General features: G+C 73.7%; 22 protein-coding genes. 17 read left to right on the forward strand and 5 right to left on the reverse strand.

Going from position 1 to position 22,341, the window contains the following annotated elements:
* The first annotated feature begins 3 nt into the window (after positions 1-3).
* The 4 genes from ASF78_RS14280 (at position 4) to ASF78_RS23325 (ending at position 5,285) form a co-directional block, all read left to right on the forward strand.
* Positions 4-933: a PIG-L family deacetylase gene (locus tag ASF78_RS14280; RefSeq protein ID WP_235518582.1), complete on the forward strand. Its 930-nt coding sequence runs from the start codon at positions 4-6 to the stop codon at positions 931-933.
* A gap of 5 nt (positions 934-938) precedes the next feature.
* The gene (locus ASF78_RS14285; protein ID WP_156374177.1) at positions 939-1,349 is read left to right on the forward strand and encodes a DUF6113 family protein; all 411 of its coding nucleotides are present in this window, start codon (positions 939-941) and stop codon (positions 1,347-1,349) included.
* Complete coding sequence (locus ASF78_RS14290) at positions 1,346-1,831, forward strand: flavin reductase family protein (RefSeq protein WP_056590512.1); 486 nt, start codon at positions 1,346-1,348, stop codon at positions 1,829-1,831. The genes ASF78_RS14285 and ASF78_RS14290 overlap by 4 nt, the downstream gene beginning before the upstream one ends.
* Positions 1,832-2,588: 757 nt before the next feature.
* The gene (locus ASF78_RS23325) at positions 2,589-5,285 is read left to right on the forward strand and encodes a VanW family protein (protein ID WP_056590515.1); all 2,697 of its coding nucleotides are present in this window, start codon (positions 2,589-2,591) and stop codon (positions 5,283-5,285) included.
* Here ASF78_RS23325 and ASF78_RS14300 read toward each other — a convergent pair whose 3' ends face one another.
* Positions 5,286-5,558: a hypothetical protein gene (locus ASF78_RS14300; protein WP_056590518.1), complete on the reverse strand. Its 273-nt coding sequence runs from the start codon at positions 5,556-5,558 to the stop codon at positions 5,286-5,288.
* 84 nt (positions 5,559-5,642) lie between these two features.
* Between ASF78_RS14300 and fdxA the strand changes: the two genes are divergently transcribed.
* From fdxA to ASF78_RS14315, 3 genes are all read left to right on the forward strand, one after another.
* Positions 5,643-5,969, forward strand: a complete 327-nt coding sequence (fdxA, locus tag ASF78_RS14305) for a ferredoxin (protein WP_028050935.1) — start codon at positions 5,643-5,645, stop codon at positions 5,967-5,969.
* Between the two features lie 10 nt (positions 5,970-5,979).
* Positions 5,980-7,110: a succinyldiaminopimelate transaminase gene (dapC, locus tag ASF78_RS14310; protein ID WP_200940607.1), complete on the forward strand. Its 1,131-nt coding sequence runs from the start codon at positions 5,980-5,982 to the stop codon at positions 7,108-7,110.
* Positions 7,111-7,308: 198 nt separating this feature from the next.
* On the forward strand, positions 7,309-8,619 hold the full coding sequence (locus ASF78_RS14315) for a citrate synthase (RefSeq protein WP_056590521.1): 1,311 nt from the start codon (positions 7,309-7,311) through the stop codon (positions 8,617-8,619).
* Here ASF78_RS14315 and ASF78_RS14320 read toward each other — a convergent pair.
* Positions 8,616-9,494 carry a hypothetical protein gene (locus ASF78_RS14320; protein ID WP_056590524.1) on the reverse strand — a complete coding sequence of 293 codons (879 nt, stop codon included), beginning with the start codon at positions 9,492-9,494 and terminating at the stop codon, positions 8,616-8,618. The two genes, ASF78_RS14315 and ASF78_RS14320, sit on opposite strands and share 4 nt — an antisense overlap.
* Positions 9,491-10,450, reverse strand: coding sequence for a 2,3,4,5-tetrahydropyridine-2,6-dicarboxylate N-succinyltransferase (dapD, locus tag ASF78_RS14325; RefSeq protein WP_056590527.1), 960 nt, complete (start codon positions 10,448-10,450; stop codon positions 9,491-9,493). Before dapD ends, ASF78_RS14320 begins: the two co-directional genes overlap by 4 nt.
* 44 nt (positions 10,451-10,494) lie before the next feature.
* On the opposite strand from dapD, the gene dapE reads away from it, so the two are divergent.
* From dapE to ASF78_RS14350, 6 genes are all read left to right on the forward strand, one after another.
* Positions 10,495-11,583 carry a succinyl-diaminopimelate desuccinylase gene (gene dapE, locus ASF78_RS14330; RefSeq protein WP_056590530.1) on the forward strand — a complete coding sequence of 363 codons (1,089 nt, stop codon included), beginning with the start codon at positions 10,495-10,497 and terminating at the stop codon, positions 11,581-11,583.
* Positions 11,584-11,630: 47 nt separating this feature from the next.
* The gene (locus ASF78_RS14335) at positions 11,631-12,464 is read left to right on the forward strand and encodes a TIGR00730 family Rossman fold protein (protein ID WP_056590534.1); all 834 of its coding nucleotides are present in this window, start codon (positions 11,631-11,633) and stop codon (positions 12,462-12,464) included.
* Entirely contained in the window at positions 12,461-13,369 is a 909-nt protein-coding gene (gene folP / locus ASF78_RS14340; protein ID WP_200940608.1) for a dihydropteroate synthase, read from the forward strand. The genes ASF78_RS14335 and folP overlap by 4 nt, the downstream gene beginning before the upstream one ends.
* Positions 13,366-14,634: a hypothetical protein gene (locus ASF78_RS14345; RefSeq protein WP_156374178.1), complete on the forward strand. Its 1,269-nt coding sequence runs from the start codon at positions 13,366-13,368 to the stop codon at positions 14,632-14,634. Before folP ends, ASF78_RS14345 begins: the two co-directional genes overlap by 4 nt.
* Positions 14,635-14,810: 176 nt before the next feature.
* Positions 14,811-14,978, forward strand: coding sequence for a DUF3117 domain-containing protein (locus ASF78_RS22060; protein WP_013772033.1), 168 nt, complete (start codon positions 14,811-14,813; stop codon positions 14,976-14,978).
* Between the two features lie 38 nt (positions 14,979-15,016).
* Complete coding sequence (locus ASF78_RS14350) at positions 15,017-16,588, forward strand: M17 family metallopeptidase (protein ID WP_369816334.1); 1,572 nt, start codon at positions 15,017-15,019, stop codon at positions 16,586-16,588.
* 139 nt (positions 16,589-16,727) lie between these two features.
* Here ASF78_RS14350 and ASF78_RS14355 read toward each other — a convergent pair whose 3' ends face one another.
* Positions 16,728-17,612, reverse strand: a complete 885-nt coding sequence (locus ASF78_RS14355) for a dienelactone hydrolase family protein (RefSeq protein WP_056590540.1) — start codon at positions 17,610-17,612, stop codon at positions 16,728-16,730.
* Between the two features lie 283 nt (positions 17,613-17,895).
* On the reverse strand, positions 17,896-18,528 hold the full coding sequence (locus ASF78_RS14360) for an O-methyltransferase (protein WP_056590959.1): 633 nt from the start codon (positions 18,526-18,528) through the stop codon (positions 17,896-17,898).
* Positions 18,529-18,702: 174 nt separating this feature from the next.
* Between ASF78_RS14360 and sigE the strand changes: the two genes are divergently transcribed.
* Genes sigE through ASF78_RS14380 form a run of 4 tightly spaced genes read left to right on the forward strand, consistent with a single transcriptional unit; the run spans position 18,703 to position 22,333 of the window.
* Positions 18,703-19,323: an RNA polymerase sigma factor SigE gene (gene sigE, locus ASF78_RS14365; protein ID WP_056590543.1), complete on the forward strand. Its 621-nt coding sequence runs from the start codon at positions 18,703-18,705 to the stop codon at positions 19,321-19,323.
* Positions 19,320-20,309, forward strand: a complete 990-nt coding sequence (locus tag ASF78_RS14370) for a zf-HC2 domain-containing protein (protein WP_056590546.1) — start codon at positions 19,320-19,322, stop codon at positions 20,307-20,309. Before sigE ends, ASF78_RS14370 begins: the two co-directional genes overlap by 4 nt.
* On the forward strand, positions 20,306-21,871 hold the full coding sequence (locus ASF78_RS14375; protein WP_056590548.1) for a S1C family serine protease: 1,566 nt from the start codon (positions 20,306-20,308) through the stop codon (positions 21,869-21,871). The genes ASF78_RS14370 and ASF78_RS14375 overlap by 4 nt, the downstream gene beginning before the upstream one ends.
* 60 nt (positions 21,872-21,931) lie before the next feature.
* A complete protein-coding gene (locus ASF78_RS14380; RefSeq protein WP_056590551.1) occupies positions 21,932-22,333 on the forward strand; it encodes a twin-arginine translocase TatA/TatE family subunit in 402 nt (133 codons plus the stop codon).
* The last annotated feature ends 8 nt before the right edge of the window (positions 22,334-22,341 follow it).

Consider the following 22,341-nt stretch of genomic DNA (forward strand, 5'->3'; position numbering starts at 1 on the left):
GCTGTGCACGCGCACCCCGACGACGAGTCCCTCGCGACCGGCGCGCTGCTCGCCACCTGGGCGGCCGCCGGTCGGCCCGTCACCGTCGTGACGTGCACGCGGGGCGAGCGCGGCGAGGTCATCGGCGCGCGCCTGGCTCATCTCGAAGGGGACGGGCCGGCGCTCGCCGAGCACCGCGACCACGAGCTGGGCGCGGCGCTGGCCGCCCTCGGCGTGCGCGACCGCGGGTACCTCGACACGATCCCCGGCGGGACCGACCAGCGGTTCGAGGACTCCGGGATGGCGTGGGTGGGCACCGGTCGTGCCGGGCTCCCCGACGAGGTCCCCGACGGGGCGTTCGTCGGCGTCGGGCTCGAGGAGGCCGCCGAGCGGCTGGCCCGCGTGATCCGTTCCCGCCGCCCCGACGTGGTCGTCACGTACGAGCCGGACGGCGGCTACGGCCACCCCGACCACGTCCGCACCCACGAGGTGACCCAGTGGGCGGTCGACTTCGCGGCTTCGCGCCACGACCACGCGTCCCCCGCGCACGCCGTGCCCGTGGTCCTGTGGTCCGTGCAGGGGCGCCTCGCGCTCCAGCGAGGACTGCGCGCGCTGCGCGACGACGCGGTGGTCGCCGCGCTCGGGTCGCTGCACGCGGACCTGGGGCTGCCCGACCCCGCCGGGGAGCTGCCGTCGGTCGCCGTCCCCGACGACGAGATCGACGTCGAGGTCGACGTGCTGCCCGTGCGGGACCGCGTCCTGAACGCCCTGCGCGCCCACGCCACGCAGGTGCAGGCGATCCGAGCCATCGACGGCGACCGTGGTCTCGTCGCCTGCTACGCCCTCAGCAACCGCGTCCTGGCGCCGGTGCTGCCCACGGAGACGTACCGGCGGGGAACGGGCGGGTCGGGTGCGGACGTCGTCTGGCCCGCCGGCGTCCGCCCGGTAACGTGACGCGCGTGCAACGCCTCTCCGCCGGCGCGATCGGCTCGGCCGTCGCGGCCCTCCTGCTCGGGGTCCTGGTCGGCGCCCTCGGCACGGTGCTGCACCGCAGCATCCCGCCGTGGGGGGTCGCGATCTGCCTGACCCTCGCGTTCGCCGCCGCTGTCACCGTCCGCGCGTGGACCGGGTACGTCGCGCTCGCCGGCTACGCGGTCGGCCTGCTCGTCACGGTCCAGCTCCTCACCCAGCGTGGTCCGGGGGGCGACACCCTCGCCCCCGACCAGCAGGCGGTCGGCTGGGTGTGGGTGCTCGGCTCGATCGCCGTGACGATCATCGCGGCCCTCCTGCCGCACGCGCTGTTCGACGACCGGCCCCGCGCGCCGCGGACACCGCCCGTCGACCACGAGCTCGTCGACCCACCGTCGTGAACGAGCCGGACGCGTTCCGCTCCGCCGTCGGTCGGCTGCCCGCGGGGGTCGCGGTCATCACCCTGCGCTGGCGGGGCACCCTGCACGCCATGACGGCCAGCGCGATCACGTCGGTCTCCCTCGACCCGCCGATGCTCCTGTTCTGCGTGCACACCGACGCCCGGTTCCGCGACGCGCTCGACGACGTCGACACGTGGTCCGTGAGCGTCCTGGCCGACGACCAGGGACCGACGGCCGACTGGCTCGCCTCACCGGGTCGGCCCGCCGTCGACCAGCTCGCACGCGTCCCGCACCGCCCGGCCCCTGTCGCCGACGCCGTGTGGATCGACGGTGCCGCAGCCTGGTTCGACTGCCGGACCGACTCCGTGCACCGCGCCGGGGACCACGACGTCGTCGTCGGCTCCGTCCTCGTCGCCGAGCAGGGCGCCGCAGGTGCGGGCGGCCTCGTCCACCTGCGCGGACGTCTGCACCGCGTCCGCTGAGGCGGTTCCTCCCGGTCGCGCCTCGTCGTTCCCCGCACGACCCCCGCAACGAGAGCCTCGGCATCCCGACGGGTGAGAACGGGTGCCCACGTGGTGGCGCAGCCAATTCGGTTCGCCCAGGCACGTAGACTCGCGCGGACGCGTTGTGCGTGCGTGGAGCAGCGGGGGAGCGGATGACTAACGGCACCGAGCGCGACGAGCCGGGACGGCGCAGCGAGGACGGCCCCGAGGGCAGCGGTCCCGCCGAGAGCAGCCGTCCGTCGTCGGACCCGGTCTGGCCCGTGTGGGGCGACGGCGGTGGCACGGAGCCCGTCGCCGAGCCCGAGGCGACCGACGCGCACGCCCCCGACGAGGCTGCACCGGAGGTGACTGCCCCGGACGTCGCTGCTCCCGACGACGAGGCYGCTGACGATGCCGCCGTCGACGAGAACGTCACCGACGAGGCCGCTGACGATGCCGCCGTCGACGAGAACGTCACCGACGAGGCCGCTGACGATGCCGCGACGAGAACGTCACCGACGAGGCCGCTGACGATGCCGCCGACGACGAGAACGTCACCGACGAGGCTGCTGACGATGAGGTCGCTCCCGACGAGGGTGTCGTCGACGAGGCCGCGTCCGACGAGCCCGCGTCCGACGAGCCCGCGGTCGAGCCCGTCATCGACGAGCCGGTCGCTGCTGGTGACAGCTCCGACGCGCCCGCCGAGAGTGAGGCCGCTGACGAGCCGGTCGCGGACGAGCCTGTCACTGACGAACCGGTGGCTGACCAGCCGGTCGCGGCCGGGGCGGTGGCCGACGGCGCGGTCGACGACACCGGGCCGACCGACCAGAGCGACGCGGACGGGACGGACGAGCCGGTCGGCGACCCGCAGGACATCGACGCGGCGGTGGCCGACGAGGCACCCTCCGAGGACATGACCGGCGACGAGCTCCCGGCCGTCGACGACAGCACCAGCGACGCGAGCACGGACATCCATGCGAGCGCGGACACCGACCCGGGGACGGACGCCGACCTCGCCGCAGGAACGGGCGCGGACCTGGCGACCGAAGCCGACGCGGGCACGGGCGCGGACTCGGTTCCCGACGACGTCGCCGACGCGGGTACGGACGCGGAATCGGCACCGACCGACGCGCCCCCGGCCGAGACCTCGGACGCGCCCCCCGCACCGACGACGCCGAACGCGACGGAGCCGCCGACGGCACCGGTCTCGACCGCCGCCGCCCCGGAGCCGCCGAGCGCGCCTGTCGCAACGTCGGCCGCTTCTGGTACGCCGGCCACCACGGAGCCGACTGCGGGGACGGCCGCACCCGCCACGACGACGCCGACGACGCCCGAGGGACCGGCCGGGCAGCCCGGCGGTCGGGACGACGCCACGGCGGTCATCGCGCCCGTCGTCGCCGCTGCGCCGTCGGCTCCTGCTCCGACGCCGCCACCACCGGTGGGGACGCTCGCGACCCCGGTCACCCGCACCGTGCCGGGTCCCGCCTCGACGGCGGTCGCGCCGACCTCGGCCGGACCGGTCACGCCGAGCGTGACCGCTGCCGCAGGAGCGGCCGCGGCTGCAGCAGCGACGGGCGCGGCGGGGACCAGCAAGGCTGAGGCTGCCCCTGCGGTCGCCGCAGCGCCCGTGGCCTCGGCCACGACCCGGCAGCAGCCGCAGACCCCGGTCCAGCCGCAGCCCCCGATCGCGTCGGGCCCGGTCCCGCCGGCGGAGCGCGCAGAGTCGCCGCTGGACGTGTTCGAGGCGGAGGACGGGAAGCGACGCTGGCCCAAGCGACTGCTGATCGTCGCGGGGATCGTCGTCGCGCTGGGTGCGGCGTACGTCGGCGCGTCGTACGCGCTGGCGGACACGGTCCCGCGCGGTGCCACGGTCGCGGGCGTGGACATCGGCGGGCTGTCGTCGGACGAGGCGGTCGCTCGGCTGGACACGGAGCTGGCGGACGCGACGACGCAGCCCATCGAGGTGGTCGCCAACGACGTCCAGGCGACGGTGGACCCGGTCGCTGCCGGGCTGGCGTTCGACTCCCAGGCCACGGTCGACGAGCTGACGGGGGTGGACCTCGCGGATCCTGCTCGGCTCTGGGCGCACCTCGCGGGCGTCGGCCCGCAGGATCCGGTGACGTCGGTCGACGACGAGGCTCTGTCCGCGGCGATCGGTGACCTCGGCACCTCGTTGGCGCTCGCGCCGGTGGACGGCACGGTCGTGTTCGTGGACGCGACCCCGCAGTCGACGGCCGCGGTGGACGGCTGGAACCTGGACCAGGCGGGTGCGACGGACGTGCTGGCGGCCGACTGGCTGGTGGCCGCGCGTCCGATCGAGCTGCCGACCGCGACGGTCGCGCCGGACATCACGCAGGAGGAGACGGACGCTGCGCTGGTCGAGGCGCGGCAGGTGACGTCGGCGCCCGTGACCGTCTCAGCGGAGGGCCGGACGGCGCTCCTCGACGCCGCCACGCTGGCGGCGAACTCGTCCTTCGTGCCGGTCGACGGCAGCCTGGTGCTGCAGATGAACGGCGAGGGCCTGACGGAGGTCGTGCTGGCGCAGCTGCCCGACCTGTTGACCCAGTCCGCCGACGCGCACTTCGAGTTCGTCAACGACGCCCCGGTCATCGTCCCGGGCATCCCGGGTACGTCGCTGGACCCGGCGGCTGTCGCGACGAGCGTCGCGACGGCGACGGCGGCGGCCGACCGCACGGCCCCGGTCGAGCTCGTCCAGGCGGACCCCTCGGAGTCGACGGCCGAGCTCGAGGCGCTCGGCGTCAAGGAGATCGTCTCGGAGTTCTCGACGCCGCTGAACAGCGAGCCGCGCCGCACGGTGAACATCACCAACGGTGCGAGCAAGATCAGCGGCACCCTGATCCGTCCGGGGGAGACGTTCAGCCTGACGGAGGCCCTGGGCCCGATCGACGCCGCGCACGGGTACGTCGAGGCGGGCGCGATCGTGAGCGGCGAGCACACGGACGCGTGGGGCGGCGGCCTGAGCCAGGTCTCGACGACCACGTACAACGCGGCGTTCCTGGCGGGCTTCGAGGACGTCGAGCACCGGCCGCACAGCGAGTGGTTCTCGCGGTACCCGGAGGGGCGTGAGGCGACGATCTTCACGGGGACCCTGGACATGCGGTGGAAGAACAACACGCCGCACGGCGCGCTCGTGCAGGCGTGGGTCTCCGGCGGTCGGGTGTACGTGCGGGTGTGGGGGACGAAGTACTGGACGGTCGAGTCGATCACCAGCCCGCGCTCGGGTGTGGTCTCGCCGACCACGGTGTACTCGCAGTCGCCGACGTGCGAGCCGCAGTCGGCGGGCAACCCGGGCTTCTCCGTCACGGTGACCCGCAAGACGTACCTCAACGGCGCGCTGGAGAAGACGGAGTCGAACTCCTGGCGCTACAAGCCGCAGAACAAGGTCATCTGCGGGGCGCCGCCCGCGGCGACACCGCCGCCGGCCACGCCGTAGTCACGCGCCCGTCGGCCGGTGCCTCCGGTCGACGGGTGCGGGCGGGACCAGCTTGGTGAGCACGATGTCGGCGGCGGGCACCCGCACGTCGCCGCGCCGGGTCCGCACGAGGACGCCGTCGTCGTCCACGTCGAGCAGCTCGCCGAGGACGTCGGTGTGCTGCGGGACGTGCAGGTCGGGGTGGTCGGGGTGCGGCTCGGGCAGGTCGTCGCGGAGCCGCCGGACGACGACGCGCACGCCCGGTGACCAGCTGCGCCAGCCCCCGGAGCTCATGGCTGTCCCTGTGATGGACATCGCGTACCGGGCCTGCGCATGTGAGCGATACTAAGAGGACCCCTGGCCTGTGGAGGACCGACCGTGACGTATGTGATCGCCGAGCCTTGCGTGGACGTCAAGGACAAGGCGTGCATCGAGGAATGTCCCGTGGACTGCATCTACGAGGGCAAGCGATCGCTGTACATCCACCCGGACGAGTGCGTCGACTGCGGCGCGTGCGAGCCTGTGTGCCCGGTCGAGGCCATCTACTACGAGGACGACGTCCCGGAGCAGTGGACCGAGTACTACAAGGCGAACGTCGAGTTCTTCGACGACCTCGGCTCGCCGGGTGGTGCCGCGAAGATGGGTGAGATCGACAAGGACCACCCGATCATCGCGACGCTGCCGCTGCGCGTGCACGGCGACTGACGCCCTCCCGGTGGGTCTGCTGACCGGCGGTCTGCCGGACTTTCCCTGGGACACCCTGACGCCGTTGGCGGAGCGCGCTCGCACGTACCCGGGCGGCATCGTCGACCTGTCCGTCGGCACACCGGTCGACCCCACGCCCGAGCTCGTGCGCGAGGCGCTGACCGAGGCGGCGGACTCCCCGGGCTATCCGACGACCCACGGCACACCCGCGCTGCGGCAGGCGGTCGTCGACTGGTTCGCCCGTCGGCGTGGTGTCCGCGGCCTCGACCCGGCGGCCGTCCTGCCGACGCTCGGCTCCAAGGAGCTGGTCGCGTTCCTGCCGTCCCTGCTCGGTCTCGGTGCGGGCGACGTGGTGCTGCACCCGACCGCGGCGTACCCGACGTACGACGTGGGGGCGCGGCTGGCGGGTGCGACGCCGGAGCCGACCGACGACCCCGCGGGCAGGGTCGCCGGCAGCGACGACGTCCGCCTCGTCTGGCTGAACTCCCCGGGGAACCCCGACGGCTCCGTGCTGGGCGTGGACCAGCTGCGTGCGGTCGTCGACGCGGCGCGCGCGTCGGCCCACCCGGTCGTCGTCGCGTCCGACGAGTGCTACGCGGAGCTGGCGTGGGACGAGCCGTGGTCGTCGACGGGGGTGCCGAGCATCCTCGACCCGCGCGTGACCGGTGGCGACCTGACCGGGCTCCTCGCGGTGTACTCGCTGTCGAAGCAGTCGAACCTCGCGGGCTACCGGGCGTCCTTCGTCGCGGGGGACCCCGTCCTCGTCGCGCGGCTCCTGGAGGTGCGCAAGCACGCCGGGATGATCGTCCCCGGACCGGTCCAGGCCGCGACCACGGCAGCGCTGGCCGACGACGAGCACGTCGCGACGCAGCGGGCCGTCTACGGGCGCCGTCGCCGGGTGCTGCGCGCGGCGTTCGAGAGCGCGGGGTACGCGATCGACCGGTCGCACGCCGGCCTGTACCTCTGGGTGCGCCCCGAGTCCGGCGGTCAGGACAGCTGGGCCACGGTCGCGGACCTGGCCGGGCTCGGGATCCTGGTGGCGCCGGGCGCGTTCTACGGTGACGCCGAGCACGTGCGCGTCGCGCTCACCGCGCCCGACGAGCGCATCGCGGAGGCTGCGGCACGCCTGTCGGGCGCGTAGCCCGTCGGGTGTGATCGTCGTCACAGGGGCACCAACGTCTCGTCGAGGATTGGTCACGGAACGGTTCGCGCGGGTACCGTCGATCCACGCCAACGAGGGCACGCACGCGCAGGCCCAGCAGGCCCATCCAGCGCAGTCGCCGACGACCGGACGCCGCGGGACATCCCCGTCACCCGGGAGTCGCAGGAGAGGAACACCATGTCGGACGTCGTCGCGACGAAGGTTCACCAGCCCGTCCAGCTGATCGTCGACGGACAGTCCAAGGACCTGCCGATCGTGACCGCGACCGAGGGCAACGACGGCATCGTCGTCTCCTCGCTGCTGCGCGACACGGGCAAGGTCACCGTGGACCCGGGCTTCATGAACACGGCCTCGTGCGAGTCGCAGATCACGTACATCGACGGTGACCAGGGCATCCTGCGCTACCGCGGGTACCCGATCGAGCAGCTGGCCGAGCACTCCACGTTCCTCGAGGTCGCGTACCTGCTCATCCACGGTGCGCTCCCCACGACCAGCGAGCTCGAGGCGTTCGAGGAGCGGGTCAACCGCCACACGCTGGTGCACGAGGACTTCCGCACGTTCATGGGGACGTTCCCGCGCCACGCGCACCCGATGGCGGTCATGGCGTCGGCGATCAACGCGCTGTCGACGTTCTACCCGGAGTCGCTGGACCCGTTCGACCCGGAGACCGTCGAGCTGGCCACCGTGCTGATCCTGGCCAAGACGCGGACCATCACGTCGTACGTGCACCGGGCCTCCAAGGGTGAGCCGCTGCTGTACCCCGACTACTCGCGCGGTTACGTCGAGGACTTCCTGCGGATGACGTTCGCGGTGCCGTACCAGCAGTACGAGGCGGACCCGGTCGTCGTGTCGGCGCTGGACCAGCTGCTGATCCTGCACGCCGACCACGAGCAGAACTGCTCCACGTCGACGGTGCGGATCGTCGGCTCCAGCCAGGCCAACCTGTACGCGTCGGTCGCGGCCGGCATCAACGCGCTCTCCGGCCCGCTGCACGGCGGCGCCAACGAGGCCGTGCTGAAGATGCTCACGGAGATCCAGGCCGACGGCGGCGACGCCACCAACTTCATGAAGCGCGTGAAGGACAAGGAGCCCGGCGTCCGCCTCATGGGCTTCGGGCACCGCGTCTACAAGAACTACGACCCCCGCGCGGCGATCGTGAAGAAGAGCGCCGACTCGGTCCTGTCCGCCCTCGGCGGCAACGACGAGCTGCTCGACCTCGCGATGGGGCTCGAAGAGATCGCGCTCTCCGACGACTACTTCATCTCCCGCAAGCTGTACCCGAACGTGGACTTCTACACGGGCCTCATCTACAAGGCGATGGGCTTCTCCGAGGAGATGTTCACGCCGCTCTTCGCCCTCGGCCGCATGCCGGGCTGGATCGCGCAGTGGCGCGAGATGATGACGGACCCGCAGACCAAGATCGGCCGTCCGCGGCAGATCTACACGGGTGCCGTCGAGCGGGACTACACCGAGCTCGACGCGCGCTAACCCGCGAGGGTCAGCCGCACGCTCCCCGCGGGCACGGGCATCTCAGACGGCGTCCAGGTGCCCTCGACCCGGTCCCAGGTGCGGTCGGCGACGGCCACCGACGTGACCGCGAGCGGTTCGGCGACGGAGACGGCCCACTGCGCGACCGCCCAGTCGAGCCGGGTGCGGTCCGCGGCGGCCCCGAAGGCCGACGTGTCGACGACCAGCCCGCCGGTGTCGTCCGCGACGACGGGCAGGCCGCCGAGGTCCCGCTGCACGCGCGCGGCGACCGCGTCGACCGACGCCGTCGCCGGGTCCGCGTCGTGCAGCCGGCAGGTGAGCGTCGCGGGGGACCAGCCGGTGAGCGCGGACGCCCACGCGCGCGAGCGGGTCTCGTGCTGCGCGTACGCGTCGGGGAAGCCGGATCGCTGCACGGCCTGGGCGGCCTCGGTGACCGGCAGGTTCTCGTAGCCCTCGATCGTGACGAGACCGTCGTAGAAGCGCCCGGTGGCGTACACGGGGTCCTGGACCTGCTCCGCGGTGCCCCAGCCCTGCGACGGGCGCTGCTGGAACAGGCCGAGGCTGTCGCGGTCGCCGTAGTCCACGTTGACCAGCTTGGACTCCTGCAGCGCGGTCGCCAGGGCGATCGTCACGGCCCGCGCGGGCAGCCCGCGCTGGACGCCCGTGGCGGCGATCAGCCCGGCGTTCTGCGCCTGGTCGGGGCTGAGCTTCCAGCGGGTGCCGTCGAGCTCCGCGACGCACTGCTGCGCGGTCGGCTGCGACGGGCTCAGGCGCGTCAGGACGGTGACCACCCCGACGACCCCGGCGACCAGCACGGCGACCGCGACGCCGACGGCGAGGCCGGCCCGTCGCGCGCGCCGACGTCGAGCGCTCACTCGTTGGCGTGCAGCGTCGCGTTCAGCTGCACACCCGAGCCCGCTCGGGCGACAGCCTCGACGCCGCCGGTCAGGGAGTTGCGCCGGAACAGCACGCCGTCGCGTCCGGCCAGCTCACGGGCCTTCACGACGCGGGGCGAGTCCTCGAAGCCGACGAGCGCGACCTTCGTCCCCGCGGTGACGTACAGCCCCGCCTCGACGACGCAGTCGTCACCGAGCGGGATGCCGACCCCGGCGTTGGCGCCCAGCAGGGTGCGACGACCGATGGAGACCGTCTCCCGACCGCCGCCCGACAGGGTGCCCATGATCGAGGCGCCCCCGCCGATGTCCGACCCGTCGCCGACGACGACCCCGGCGGAGACGCGACCCTCGATCATCGACGTGCCGAGCGTCCCGGCGTTGAAGTTGACGAACCCCTCGTGCATGACGGTGGTCCCTGCCGCGAGGTGCGCGCCGAGGCGGACCCGGTCGGCGTCGGCGATCCGCACGCCGGAAGGCAGCACGTAGTCGACCATGCGCGGGAACTTGTCGACGCCGAGCACGGTGACCGGGACACCGGTGGCGGCGCGCAGGCGGGCCCGGGTCTCCTCGAAGCCGTCGACGGCACAGGGACCGCGATCGGTCCACACGACGTTGGGCAGCACCCCGAACAGCCCGTCGAGGTTCTGCCCGTGGGGCTGGACCAGGCGGTGCGAGAGCAGGTGGAGCCGCAGGTACGCGTCGGCGGTGCCGGCCGGCGGGGCGTCGAGGTCGACCACCGTGCGGACGACCTCCACCCGGACGCCCCGCGCGTCGTCGACGAGCGTGGAGGCGGTCAGCGACGCCGGTGCGGTGGCGTCGTCAGCGGGCGAGCCCAGGGCCGGGGAGGGGAACCAGACGTCGAGCGTCGTACCGTCGTCGGTCACCGTGGCCAGGCCGTATCCCCAAGCCGATCGCTCAGCCGTCCGTGCAGTCATGGCGACAACCCTAGGTCACCCAGGCATCCCGCTAGGGTCGCGTCGTGGACACCGCCCTGGACCTCTCGTCGGATCTCGTCTCGCTCACCCGCGCCGTGTGCGACCTGCCCTCGGTGAGCGGCGACGAGCGCGCGCTCGCCGACGCGATCGAGACGGCCCTGAAGCAGCACGCCCATCTCGAGGTGCTCCGTGACGGTGACGCGATCGTCGCGCGGACCACCCTCGGCCGGTCGTCACGCGTCGTCGTCGCCGGCCACATCGACACCGTGCCGATCGCCGACAACCTGCCCACCCGGCTCGTCGGGGAGGGTGCGCAGGCGGAGCTCTGGGGCCGCGGCACCGTCGACATGAAGGCGGGCGTGGCGGTGCAGCTGGCGCTGGCGGCGGAGCTGAGCGAGCCGACGCGTGACGTGACGTGGGTGTTCTACGACCACGAGGAGGTCGCCGCCGAGCACAACGGTCTGGGCCGGATCGTGCGCGAGCACCCCGACTGGGTGGCGGGCGACTTCGCGATCCTGGGCGAGCCGACGAACGGGGGCATCGAGGGCGGCTGCAACGGGACGCTGCGGGCCGAGGTGCGGCTCACGGGCGTCGCCGCGCACTCGGCGCGGGCCTGGATGGGCGTCAACGCGATCCACGCGGCGGGCGAGGTGCTGCGCCGGCTGGAGGCGTACACGCCCCGCGAGATCGACGTCGACGGGCTGGTCTACCGGGAGAGCCTGAACGCGGTCCTGGTCTCGGGCGGCACGGCGGCCAACATCATCCCGGACGCCTGCGTCGTCACCGTGAACTACCGCTTCGCGCCGTCGGCGAGCGTGGAGGAGGCGTCGGCCCACGTGCGCGAGCTCTTCGACGGGTACGACGTCGTGATCGTCGACGCAGCGCCCGGTGCTCGGCCCGGTCTCGACGACCCGCTCGCGCAGGAGTTCGCGCAGGCCGTGCTCACGATCACCGGCGGCGCACCCGCGGCCAAGTACGGCTGGACCGACGTCGCCCGGTTCTCCGAGCTCGGGGTGCCCGCGGTGAACTTCGGCCCCGGGGACCCGCTGCTGGCGCACAAGGACGACGAGCGGTGCGTCGTCGGCCAGATCACCGTCGTCCATGCGGCGCTGCGGGACTGGTTGACCGCCTGAGGTGAACTCACCGGCCCCGCGTCCCGCATCGACCTAGAGTCGGGGCCATGAGCGACGACGGCGTGTCCGCCCCAGGTCACGGGTACCGCAAGGGCCCTGTTCTGCTGCGCGGCCAGCAGATCCCCACCACGACCTCCGACCAGCGGCTCCTCAGCGGTGCCGGCGACGCCGAGTGGCTGCGGGGCGACCCGTGGCGGGTCATGCGGATCCAGAGCGAGTTCGTCGAGGGGTTCGGCGCGCTCGCCGAGGTCGGTCCCGCGGTCAGCGTGTTCGGCTCCGCGCGGGTGCCGGTGGACCACCCCGACTACGCCCTCGGCCAGGAGGTCGCCCGGCTGCTGGTGGGCGCGGGGTACGCCGTGATCACCGGCGGCGGTCCCGGGATCATGGAGGCCGCCAACCGGGGCGCCCTGGAGGCCGGTGGGCTGTCGGTCGGGCTCGGTATCGAGCTGCCGTTCGAGCAGGGCATGAACGACTACGTGGACCTCGGCGTGAACTTCCGGTACTTCTTCGCGCGCAAGACGATGTTCGTGAAGTACTCCGAGGGCTTCGTGGTGCTGCCGGGTGGCTTCGGCACGTTCGACGAGCTGTTCGAGGCCCTGACCCTTGTGCAGACGCACAAGGTGATCAGCTTCCCGATCGTCCTGGTCGGCCGCGACTACTGGCAGGGCCTCATCGACTGGGTGAGCGCCGCGGCGCTGCCCCGCGGCATGATCTCCGCGGCCGACCTCGAGCTGCTCAAGGTCGTCGACACCGCGCAGGAGGCCGTCGACCTGGTGCTCGAACGGGGTGTCCAGCTGCGTGCCGAGCAGGAGGCGGCGGCCGCGGCCACCGCGCGCGCCCAGCAGGCTGCCGAGGGCGCGACACCGGGGCGCCGGCGGTGACGTCGCCACCGGCGGGCGCGCAGCTGCGCCTGCGGGGCCGCTGGATCGCGCCCGGTCGCCCGGTCGTCATGGCCGTCGTCAACCGGACCCCGGACTCGTTCTACGCCGCGGCGCGGTTCGACGACGCGTCCGCCGACGCCGCGGTGGCGCGCGCGGTCGAGGAGGGTGCCGACATCGTCGACCTCGGCGGGGTGCGCGCCGGCCGGGGGCCGCGCGTCGAGGCGGCCGACGAGATCGCGCGGGTGATCCCGCTGGTCAGACGGGTCCGGGCGCGCCACCCGGACCTCGTGGTCAGCGTCGACACGTGGCGCGCGGAGGTCGCCCGGGCGGCGGCCGACGAGGGTGCGGACCTGGTCAACGACACGTGGGCCGGCCACGACCCGGCCCTCATGGAGGTCGCCGCCGAACGCGGCCTCGGGATCGTGTGCTCCCACACGGGCGGTGCGCGTCCCCGGACCGACCCGTTCCGGGTGGAGTACGCGGCGGTCGACGCGGACGACCCGCTCGACGGCGTCGTCGAGGACGTCGTCCGCACGGTGTCCGCGGGGGCTGCACGCGCGCTGTCCCTCGGCATCCACCCGGCGAGCGTCCTGGTGGACCCGACGCACGACTTCGGCAAGAACACGTGGCACTCGCTGCACCTGGTCCGGCGCACCGAGGCGCTCGTGGCGCTCGGCTTCCCGGTGCTGATGGCGTTGTCCCGCAAGGACTTCGTGGGGGAGTCGCTCGACCTGCCCGCGGAGGAGCGCCTCGAGGGAACGCTGGCCGCGACGGCGGTCGCCGCGTGGCTCGGTGCGCGCGTGTTCCGTGCGCACGACGTGCGCGCGACCCGGCGAACCCTCGATATGGTCGCCACCATCCGCGGGGACCGTCCCCCGGCACGGACGGTCAGGGGGCTGGCGTGAGCGAGGTGCAAGAGGTCGAGGACCCGGTCGACGAGCCGTCGGCGGAGCCCTCGAACCGCCTCTGGGCGTGGGCCGTCAGCCGACCGTGGTGGGTCCAGGTGCTCCTCGTGTACGCGGCCGCGCGGCTGTACACGACGGCGGTGTTCCTGTGGGTGGCGAGCATCCAGGAGCAGAACCCGTGGACGCCCGAGCACCCGGGCTACTTCCCGTACGTCGGGTTCATGTTCGACGGCTCCTGGTACAAGAACGTCGCCGAGAACGGCTACCCGGCGGAGCTGCCGGTCGATGCGAACGGGCTGGTCCAGCAGAACGCCTGGGCGTTCTTCCCGCTGTTCCCGATGCTCGCGCGCGGGCTCATGGTGGTCACGCGCGGGCCGTGGGAGGTCGTCGCGCCGCTGCTCGCCCTCGTCCTGGGCGCCGGCGCCGTCCTCGCGATCCACCGGACGGTCGTCCGGGGCGCTCCCCGCGCGGTCGCCGCCCGACCGGGCCTCCCGCTGGCGGCGGTCGCCCTGGTCAGCGTCTTCCCGACCGCGGCGGTGCTGCAGGTCGCGTACACCGAGGCGCTGGCGCTGCTGCTCGTCGCGAGCGCCCTGCTGCTGCTCCTGCGTCGCGACTACGGGTGGATGGCGCTCGTCGTCCTCGCGCTGGGGTTCACGCGTGCGGTCGCGCTCCCGATGGCGGTCGTCGTGGTCGTGCACGCTGCGGTCCGCTGGTGGTCGTCGCGCCGCGGCAGCGACACGTGGACGTGGCGCACCGGGACCGGCCTCGCGGGCCTGGCGCTGCTCGCCGGGGCCTCCGGGCTGCTGTGGCCGGCGATCTGCGGCTGGGTGACGGGGGTGCCGGACGGGTACCTGCAGACGCAGGAGGCCTGGCGCGGGGTCCGGGAGGTCGCCCCGTTCGGTGGCTGGTCCTACGTGCCGGAGTTCTGGTTCGGGGAGCGGGCTCTCCTGGTGGTGGGGCTGTCCTTCGCGCTGGTCATCGCGACGCTCGTCGTGCCGGCGGCCTGGCGCCTGGGCAACGAGCTGCACACGTGGGCCGCCGCGTACCTGGTCTACATCGCGGCCGTGGTGGAGCCCGGCAGCAGCCTGGCGCGGTTCCTGCTGCTGGCGTTCCCGCTCGCGGCCGTGACCGCGGGGGTGGTCACGCGGCCTCCGGTCGCGCGCCGCTGGTGGTTCGGCGCGGTCGTCGTGCTCATGCTCTCGCTGCAGGTGCTGTGGGTCAGGCAGATGTGGCACGCGAACCCGGTGGCGGACTGGCCGCCGTGAGGGGTCGGCTGTTGGACATGCGTCCGATCAGTGGGCTGACCGGCGTCGGGACAGGTGAGGGGCCCTGGGTGAACTAGGATGGACCTCGGACAACCGGTAGACGAGGCCGACGTCGCGTGCGCGAAATCGCACCGACGAGCCGCGCGCCGGACGCACGAGCGAAGGAGAGGCCACGCATGGCCGCGATGAAGCCGAGGACCGGTGACGGCCCGCTCGAGGTCACGAAGGAGGGACGCGGCATCGTGATGCGCGTTCCGCTCGAGGGCGGTGGACGGCTGGTGGTCGAGCTCAACGCGACCGAGGCCGCGGAGCTGGGTGAGGCTCTGACGTCCGTCGTCAGCTGACGATGGTCAGGTCAAGCACGGGACGAGCACGGCCGACCGTGGGTCGCACCCCCCCGGAGGTGACCGTCGACGGTGGCAGCATCGCGACGACGACGCTGCTGACCGACGGGTCGACCGATGCGGTCGCCGTTCCCGTGGCGCCCGCACGCGCGGGCGACGACGCGCTGCGCCCGCTCCAGGGCACGGCGGAGGCGGCTGCTCGCTACGGCGTCGACCTGGCGGAGATCGGCGAGCGCGCGCGGCTGACCGGTGCCGCGGGCGAGATCTACGTCCTGCAGCTGCCCCGGCCCGTCGGGTCGTCGGTGACGCTGCCGTGGTCTGGGCTCCCGCCGCGCCTGGTGCTGGTCGGCGTCGGCTCCGGCCGGCCCGCGGACCTGCGGCGTGCCGGTGCAGCGCTCGCCCGGTCCTCCCGGGGGCTGCGGCGGGTGGTCACGACTCTCGGCGCCGAGGCGCACCAGGACGACTCCGCCTCGGCCACCGCCGCGCGCGCCGTCGCGGAGGGCTACCTGCTCGCCGCGTACGTGCCGCCCACCTCGGCGGCTGTCGCGGCGGACGCCCCGTCCCGCGACGCCGCGGAGCTCGTCCTCCTCGGCCGCGACGGCATGCGGCCCACCGCAGCCGTCGCGGAGGGGCGCACGGCGGCCACCGCGACCTGGCTGGTCAGGGACCTGGCCACCACGCCGTCCAGCACCAAGACTCCCGCCTGGCTCGCGGACCAGGCCAAGCGCCTCGGCGCCAAGGCCGGGCTCGAGGTCGTCGTGCGGACCACCCGGGAGCTGACGGCCGAGGGTTTCGGTGGCATCCTCGCGGTCGGCGCCGGCTCCGCGTCGTCGCCGCGCCTCGTGACCGTGTCCTGGACGCCGCCGACCGCGGGCGGTCGGCACGTCGTGGTCGTCGGCAAGGGCATCACGTTCGACACGGGTGGCATCTCGATCAAGCCGCGCGAGGCCATGGTCCCGATGAAGACCGACATGACCGGCGCGGCGGTCGCGCTCGCGACGGTCCTCGGAGCCGCGGCCGCCGGTGTCGCGCATCGCGTCACGGCCGTGCTGCCGCTCGCGGAGAACCACGTCGGGGCCGCGTCCTACCGGCCCGGTGACGTGCTGACGATGTGGGACGGCACGACCGTCGAGATCGCCAACACCGACGCCGAGGGCAGGCTGGTCCTCGCCGACGCGCTGGCGTGGGCGGACGCCACGCTCGACCCCGACGTGCTCGTCGACGTCGCCACGCTCACGGGAGCTGCGACGCTCGGGCTCGGCAAGCAGTACGCCGCCCTGTACTCCGGCGACGACGACCTGGCCGCCGCGCTCGTGGCCGCCGGCGACGCGTCCGGCGAGCTGGCGTGGCACATGCCGCTCGTCGAGGAGTACGAGGAGGCCGTGTCCTCCCAGGTGGCGGACCTGCGGCACGTCCCCGTGGACAAGCACATCGGTGGCGGCTCGATCACCGCGGCGCTGTTCCTGCGGCACTTCGTCGGGAAGCGCACCTGGGCCCATCTCGACATCGCCGGCCCGGCCCGCTCGACGTCGGACAAGCACGAGGTCACCGAGGGGGCGACGGGCTTCGGTGCCCGCCTCCTGCTGCGGTACCTCGACGACCTGCGCTGAGGGTGCCGAGCGCCGAGGACCAGGCGGACTGGCGCTCGGCCGACGAGCTGTGGCGGGAGCACGCGGTGCTGCGCCTGGTTCGCCCGGCCCCGAGGGCACCCCGCGCCGCTCTGGCGACGGCGCGGGGTGCCCGGTCAGGTCAGAACGGGCAGCTCGAGGCCGCGGCCGACAGCGCGGACCCGGACGGCGTCGGGCAGAGGAACTGCGTGAAGCGGGTGTCGTTGTCGACGAACCGCTTGAGCCAGGCGATCGAGTTCTCGGCGATCGTCGTGTTCGAGGAGTTCGGCGCGAAGTGGCTCGCCCCGCGCAGCTCGAGGTACGTGCGCGGTGTCGACGAGGGAAGCGTCTGGTAGAACGGCTTCGCGTGCGACGCGACGGAGGCGACGGAGTCGTTCTGCGCCCCGATGACGAGCGTCGGCGTGGTGACCTCCGGCCACGTCTTGTCGGTGTTCCAGGGTGTCAGCGGGATCGCCGCCTTGAGGGACGGGCGGTCCTTGGCGGCCTCGAGGGTCCCGCCGCCGCCCATCGAGTGGCCGACGACGGCGACGCGGGTGGCGTCGATCCGGCCGGTCACCGCGCTGCGCTGCGTCAGGTAGTCGGCAGCCGCGAGCAGCTGGTCGCCGCGGGAGGAGGGCTGGTCGTAGACCGAGTTCGTGTCGATGGTGAACACGACGAAGCCCTGGGACGCGATGCGCGGCCCGAGCCACGCCATGCTGGACTGCCGGGCGGTGTAGCCGGGGATGACGACGACGGCGCCGAACCTGCCCTGGGACTGGTCGGTCGGGTAGTAGACGGTGCCGCCGCCGAAGCCGCTGACGCCGTAGCGGGAGACGCTCGTCTGGGAGACGGCGAACGACCCGCGGGCCGCCTGGATGCTGGACCGCGACGGGTCGGGACCGCGCTGGTACGGGTTGTCCGCGGCTGCGGCAGGGCTGGCGACGCCGGCGATGCCCCCGACGACGAGGGTGGCGCTGAGCACTGCGGTGGTGGCGACGGTACGGCGCCACTGGGTCAGAGATGTCACGACGTTGTGTCCTCTCGGTGGTGCCCCGCCGACCGGTGACACGCGGGGCGATGGTGGGGTCGACCTCCTCACAACACAAACCGACCGGTCGGTTTTGCAACCTAGCACCGACGCGACCGCATTGTCATCGTTTTGTTGTGACCTAGTCACGGGGCCCGGCAACCGGGCGTCGCTGACCTGCGAGGACGCGCCAGCGTGCTGGGCGTCACCCGGACGTGGTCGACGGGCTCGTCCGGTCGCCGAGACGGAGCTGCGCACCCTCGGTGACCGAGGGCAGCGGGTCCTAGCGCTTCACGGCCACCAGCAGCCCGTCGCCCACGGGCAGGAGGGACGGGAGCAGTCGGTCGTCGGCGCGCACGATGCGGCCGACCTCGCGGATCGTCGTCGTGGTCTCGTCCCGCCGAGCCGGGTCCGCGACCCGGTCGTGCCACAAGGCGTTGTCGACCACGAGCACCCCGCCGGGGCGCAGGAGGCGCACCGCCTGCTCCACGTAGCCGCGGTAGTTCTCCTTGTCGGCGTCGACGAACACCAGGTCGTAGCCGCCGTCGGTGAGCCGCGGCACCACGTCGAGCGCGCGACCCGAGATCGTGCGGGTCCGGGTGGGCTTGACGCCTTCCTCGACGAACGCCTCCTTGGCGGCACGCTGGTGCTCGACCTCGAGGTCGATCGTGGTCAGGACGCCGTCCGCGGGCATCCCGCGCAGCAGGTACAGCGAGCCGACCCCGGTCCCCGTCCCGATCTCGACGACCGCCCGGGCCGCGACCGCGGCGGCGAGCACGCTCAGCGCGGCACCCGCGCCGGGCGTCACCGGGGTGCACCCCAGCTGGGCTGCGCGCTCGCGGGCACGCAGCACGATGTCGTCCTCGGGCAGGAACTCCTCGCAGTAGACCCAGCTCTGGGCCTTGTCGGTGGAGATGGTGGCCTCCCGGGGCGCGACGACGTGGTGGTGCAACGGTCGTCCGCCAGCGTAGTCGCGTGCCTCGGGAGGGTGCGGGGGCGCGCGCGGTCCGCTACCAGCGGAACTTCTCGCCCGCCGCAGGCGTTTCTAGGGTTCGAGGCTCACAGGTCGACCTGGGACACTGGGCCCACGATGTCACGTACCGAGGAGACCAGTCCTGTGGCCAGCCAGCCCGCCACCCAGCCCGCCGCCTGGCAGGCTCCGTCGTGGGAAGAGATCGTCCGCGACCACTCCGCGCGGGTGTACCGGCTGGCGTACCGCCTCACGGGGAACAAGCACGACGCCGAGGACCTCACGCAGGAGACGTTCGTCCGCGTGTTCCGGTCGCTGCACTCGTACACGCCCGGCACGTTCGAGGGCTGGCTGCACCGCATCACCACCAACCTGTTCCTGGACCAGGCCCGTCGCCGCCAGCGCATCCGCATGGACGCGATGGGAGAGGACTCCGAGCGGTACGCCTCGGGCGACCAGCTCGGCGCACCGGAGCGGGCGTTCGAGCACGGCAACCTCGACATCGACATCCAGCGTGCGCTCGACCAGCTGCCGCCGGAGTACCGCGCGGCCGTGGTGCTGTGCGACATCGAAGGGCTGTCCTACGAGGAGATCGCGGTGACCCTCGGCATCAAGCTCGGCACCGTCCGTTCCCGCATCCACCGCGCCCGTGCGCGTCTGCGGGTGTCGCTCGAGCACCGCGCCCCGGCAGCCTTCCTGGAGGCCTCCGCTGACCTGTCTCCGCTGACGGTCCTCGGATGAGCCACCTCGGGTCGCGGATCAGCGCGCTGGTCGACGGGCAGCTCTCGGTGCAGGACACCGAGAAGGCCCTCGCGCACGTCGCCGTCTGCCCCGAGTGCTGCGCCGAGCTGGCCGCGTCCCGCGCCGCTCGCCGTGCCCTGGCGTCCGCCGACGAGGTCGCGCCCAACCCCGACCTCACCGCGCGGCTGCTGTCGCTGGCGGCGAGCAGCCCCAGCGCCGATCCGTTCGCGCCCCCCGTCCGGCAGTCCCGCGACGAGCTGGCCTCGTACGGGGTCGCCAGCGGTGGTCTGGGTTCGCGCGGGTGGCGCGGGAGCGGGTCCCTGCGCGGCGACGTCGGTCACCGGCGCTCGTCCGTCCGGATCGCCGCCGGCTCGATGGCGGGACTCGGCGCGGTCGCGGCGATGCTCTTCGTGCTCGGCGAGCGTCCCGACGTCGTGCCGACCGTGCACCCCGGGGTCGACCTGGGGCTGCTCGGCCAGGCGACCACCGACGACCCGGCGGCGGCGGGCCGCCTCGTCGACACCACCTCCTGGCCGGTCGTCGCCGGGTCCGCGGAGGCCTCCCACCAGACCGTGGCGTGGCTGCGCGCCCACGCCTGGACGTTCCCGGCCGAGCTCCCCGCCGGCTGGTCCGTGACCGCTGTGCGCTGGTCCGGCGACGACTCCCGGGTGCTCGAGGTCGACGTGACGAGCGCCGACGGGACGTCGCTGGTCGTCACGGAGCAGCAAGGGCGGCTCGAGACGACGGCGCTCGACGGCGCCCCGACCAGCTCGATCGGCGGCCGGCAGGTGTACGTGCTCTCGTTCGAACCGTGGCACGTCGTCTGGCAGGCCGACGGGACGGTCGTCCAGGTGGTCGGCTCGCAGTCGTCCGGCTCTGCCGAGACACTTGTGGGAGCCTTTCCTGGCGGCGCCTTCGACGACGGCGTACCCGCGCGGATCACGCGCGGCTGGGACACCGTGACGGGAGCGCTCGAACGGCCATGACGATCCCCGACGACGCGCAGCCCGTGCCCGTCCCCGCCGACGAGGACGCTGTGCGGGCTCCCGCAGGGCCCTTCGTCTCACCGTCCGGCCGCCGCGAGCTCCCGCCGACGCCGCCGACCCCGGAGGCCGCTCCGGTCGACTCCGTCGCCCCGCCGCAGAGCATGCCCGCCTCGAGCCAGCCCGCGCCGAGCATGCCCGCGCCGAGCCAGCCTGCGCCGTCGTCGCCGCACCCGCCGGGGTCCCACTGGTCGGTGCCGCACGGCTCCGTCCCGCCGTTCGCCCCGCCGTCGCCGACCGTCCCGACCAACCCGCACGGCCCGGCCGTCCAGCAGCCCGTGCCGGCGCCCTGGGCCGGGGTGCCGTACACGACGGCCGGCACGACCGCGGGTGCCGACCCGGGACTGCCGCCGGGCGCGTCCGGGGTGCCGCACACCGTCGTCCTGCACCGCAAGCGCCGGCGCACGCTCTCGGCCGCGTGGGTGGTCCCGCTCGTGGTCATCGCCCTCGCGGCGGGTGCCGTGGGCGGCGTCCTGGGCTCGCGGCTCACCGACGACGACCGCCTCGCCGACGCTGGCCTCCCCATCGCGCCGGTCGGTGCCGGGCCGGTCGAGCGGGCCCCGGGGTCGGTGGCCGGGATCGCCGCCGGGGTGCTGCCGAGCGTCGTGTCCATCCAGGTCGACGGCCCCGACGGCAGCGCGACCGGGTCGGGCTTCGTGCTGCGGGGCGACGGGTACCTCGTGACCAACAACCACGTGATCGCGCAGGGCGACGACGCAGGCTCCTCGATCACCGTCACGTTCGGTGACGGGAGCGAGCAGGAGGCGACGATCGTCGGGCGGACGGCCGACTACGACCTCGCGGTGCTCAAGGTCGACGTCGACGGCTTGACGCCGCTGCTGCTCGGCGACTCCGACTCCGTCGTCGTCGGTGACCCCGTCGTCGCCGTCGGTGCGCCGCTCGGCCTGGCCGGGACCGTCACGACGGGCATCGTCAGCGCGCTCAACCGGCCCGTGTCCGCGGGCGAGTCCGACGACCCGAACGACCAGGCCTTCATCAACGCCATCCAGACGGACGCCGCGATCAACCCGGGCAACTCCGGTGGCCCGCTGGTCAACGCGGCCGGCGAGGTCATCGGCATCAACTCGGCGATCGCGCAGCCGCCAGGGTCCCTCTCGATGGTCGGGGGCAGCATCGGCCTCGGGTTCGCCATCCCCTCGAACCAGGTGCGCCGCACGGCGGACCAGCTCATCGAGACGGGCAGCGCGACGTACCCGATCATCGGCGTGATGCTGGACCAGCGGTACACCGGGGAGGGCGTGCAGGTGTCGACGGACGTCTCGGAGGGTCGGCAGCCGGTCACGGCGGGCGGGCCCGCGGAGAGCGCCGGGATCCACCCCGGTGACGTCATCCTGGCCATCGACGGACGCCCGGTGACGGACCCCGACGAGCTGATCGTCGCGATCCGTGCCCGTACGCCGGGGGACACGATCGTGCTGCACGTGCGCAGCGGCTCCAGCGAACGCGACGTGCGCGTCAAGCTCGACGAGTCGCCGACGGACTGACCTCGGCGGGCCGTCCCCAGGCGGCCACCGAGGCTCAGTGTCGGGGGGTACTCTGACCCGGTGTTCGGGATCAACGGCGGTGAGCTGCTGGTGCTGCTCGTCGTCGCCGCGCTGGTCATCGGCCCCGAGCGGCTCCCCGGCTACGCCGAACAGCTCGGTCAGTGGGTCCGTCGCGGCCGCCGGTTCGTCAAGGACGCGAAGGCGCGGGTCGACGAGGAGCTGGGCGAGGAGGTCGGCGACGTCGACTGGGCTGCGCTGGACCCTCGCAAGTACGACCCGCGACGCATCGTGCGCGACGCGCTGCTGGAGGACGACGAGCCGGTGCGACCGGTGAGCACCCCCGCCACCCGGCCACGGACAGGCGCTGCCGCCGCACGCGCAGCCACCGGCGGCGCCGCTGCCGCCGCAGCACCAGCGACCACGCCGGCCGCCCCGACGCCCTACGACGACGAGGCCACCTGACCGGTCCT

The sequence above is a fragment of the Cellulomonas sp. Leaf334 genome (assembly GCF_001424195.1).
Classification (GTDB): domain Bacteria; phylum Actinomycetota; class Actinomycetes; order Actinomycetales; family Cellulomonadaceae; genus Cellulomonas.

Bases quoted from the DNA above. Each gene is read 5' to 3' on its own strand.
- ASF78_RS22060 (WP_013772033.1), top strand. From the start codon at position 14,811: ATGGCCGCGATGAAGCCGAGGACCGGTGACGGCCCGCTCGAGGTCACG.
- sigE (WP_056590543.1), top strand. From the start codon at position 18,703: ATGTCACGTACCGAGGAGACCAGTCCTGTGGCCAGCCAGCCCGCCACC.
- dapD (WP_056590527.1), bottom strand. From the start codon at position 10,450: ATGACTGCACGGACGGCTGAGCGATCGGCTTGGGGATACGGCCTGGCC.
- ASF78_RS14300 (WP_056590518.1), bottom strand. From the start codon at position 5,558: ATGAGCTCCGGGGGCTGGCGCAGCTGGTCACCGGGCGTGCGCGTCGTC.
- ASF78_RS14375 (WP_056590548.1), top strand. From the start codon at position 20,306: ATGACGATCCCCGACGACGCGCAGCCCGTGCCCGTCCCCGCCGACGAG.
- ASF78_RS14370 (WP_056590546.1), top strand. From the start codon at position 19,320: ATGAGCCACCTCGGGTCGCGGATCAGCGCGCTGGTCGACGGGCAGCTC.
- ASF78_RS14315 (WP_056590521.1), top strand. From the start codon at position 7,309: ATGTCGGACGTCGTCGCGACGAAGGTTCACCAGCCCGTCCAGCTGATC.
- ASF78_RS14335 (WP_056590534.1), top strand. From the start codon at position 11,631: ATGAGCGACGACGGCGTGTCCGCCCCAGGTCACGGGTACCGCAAGGGC.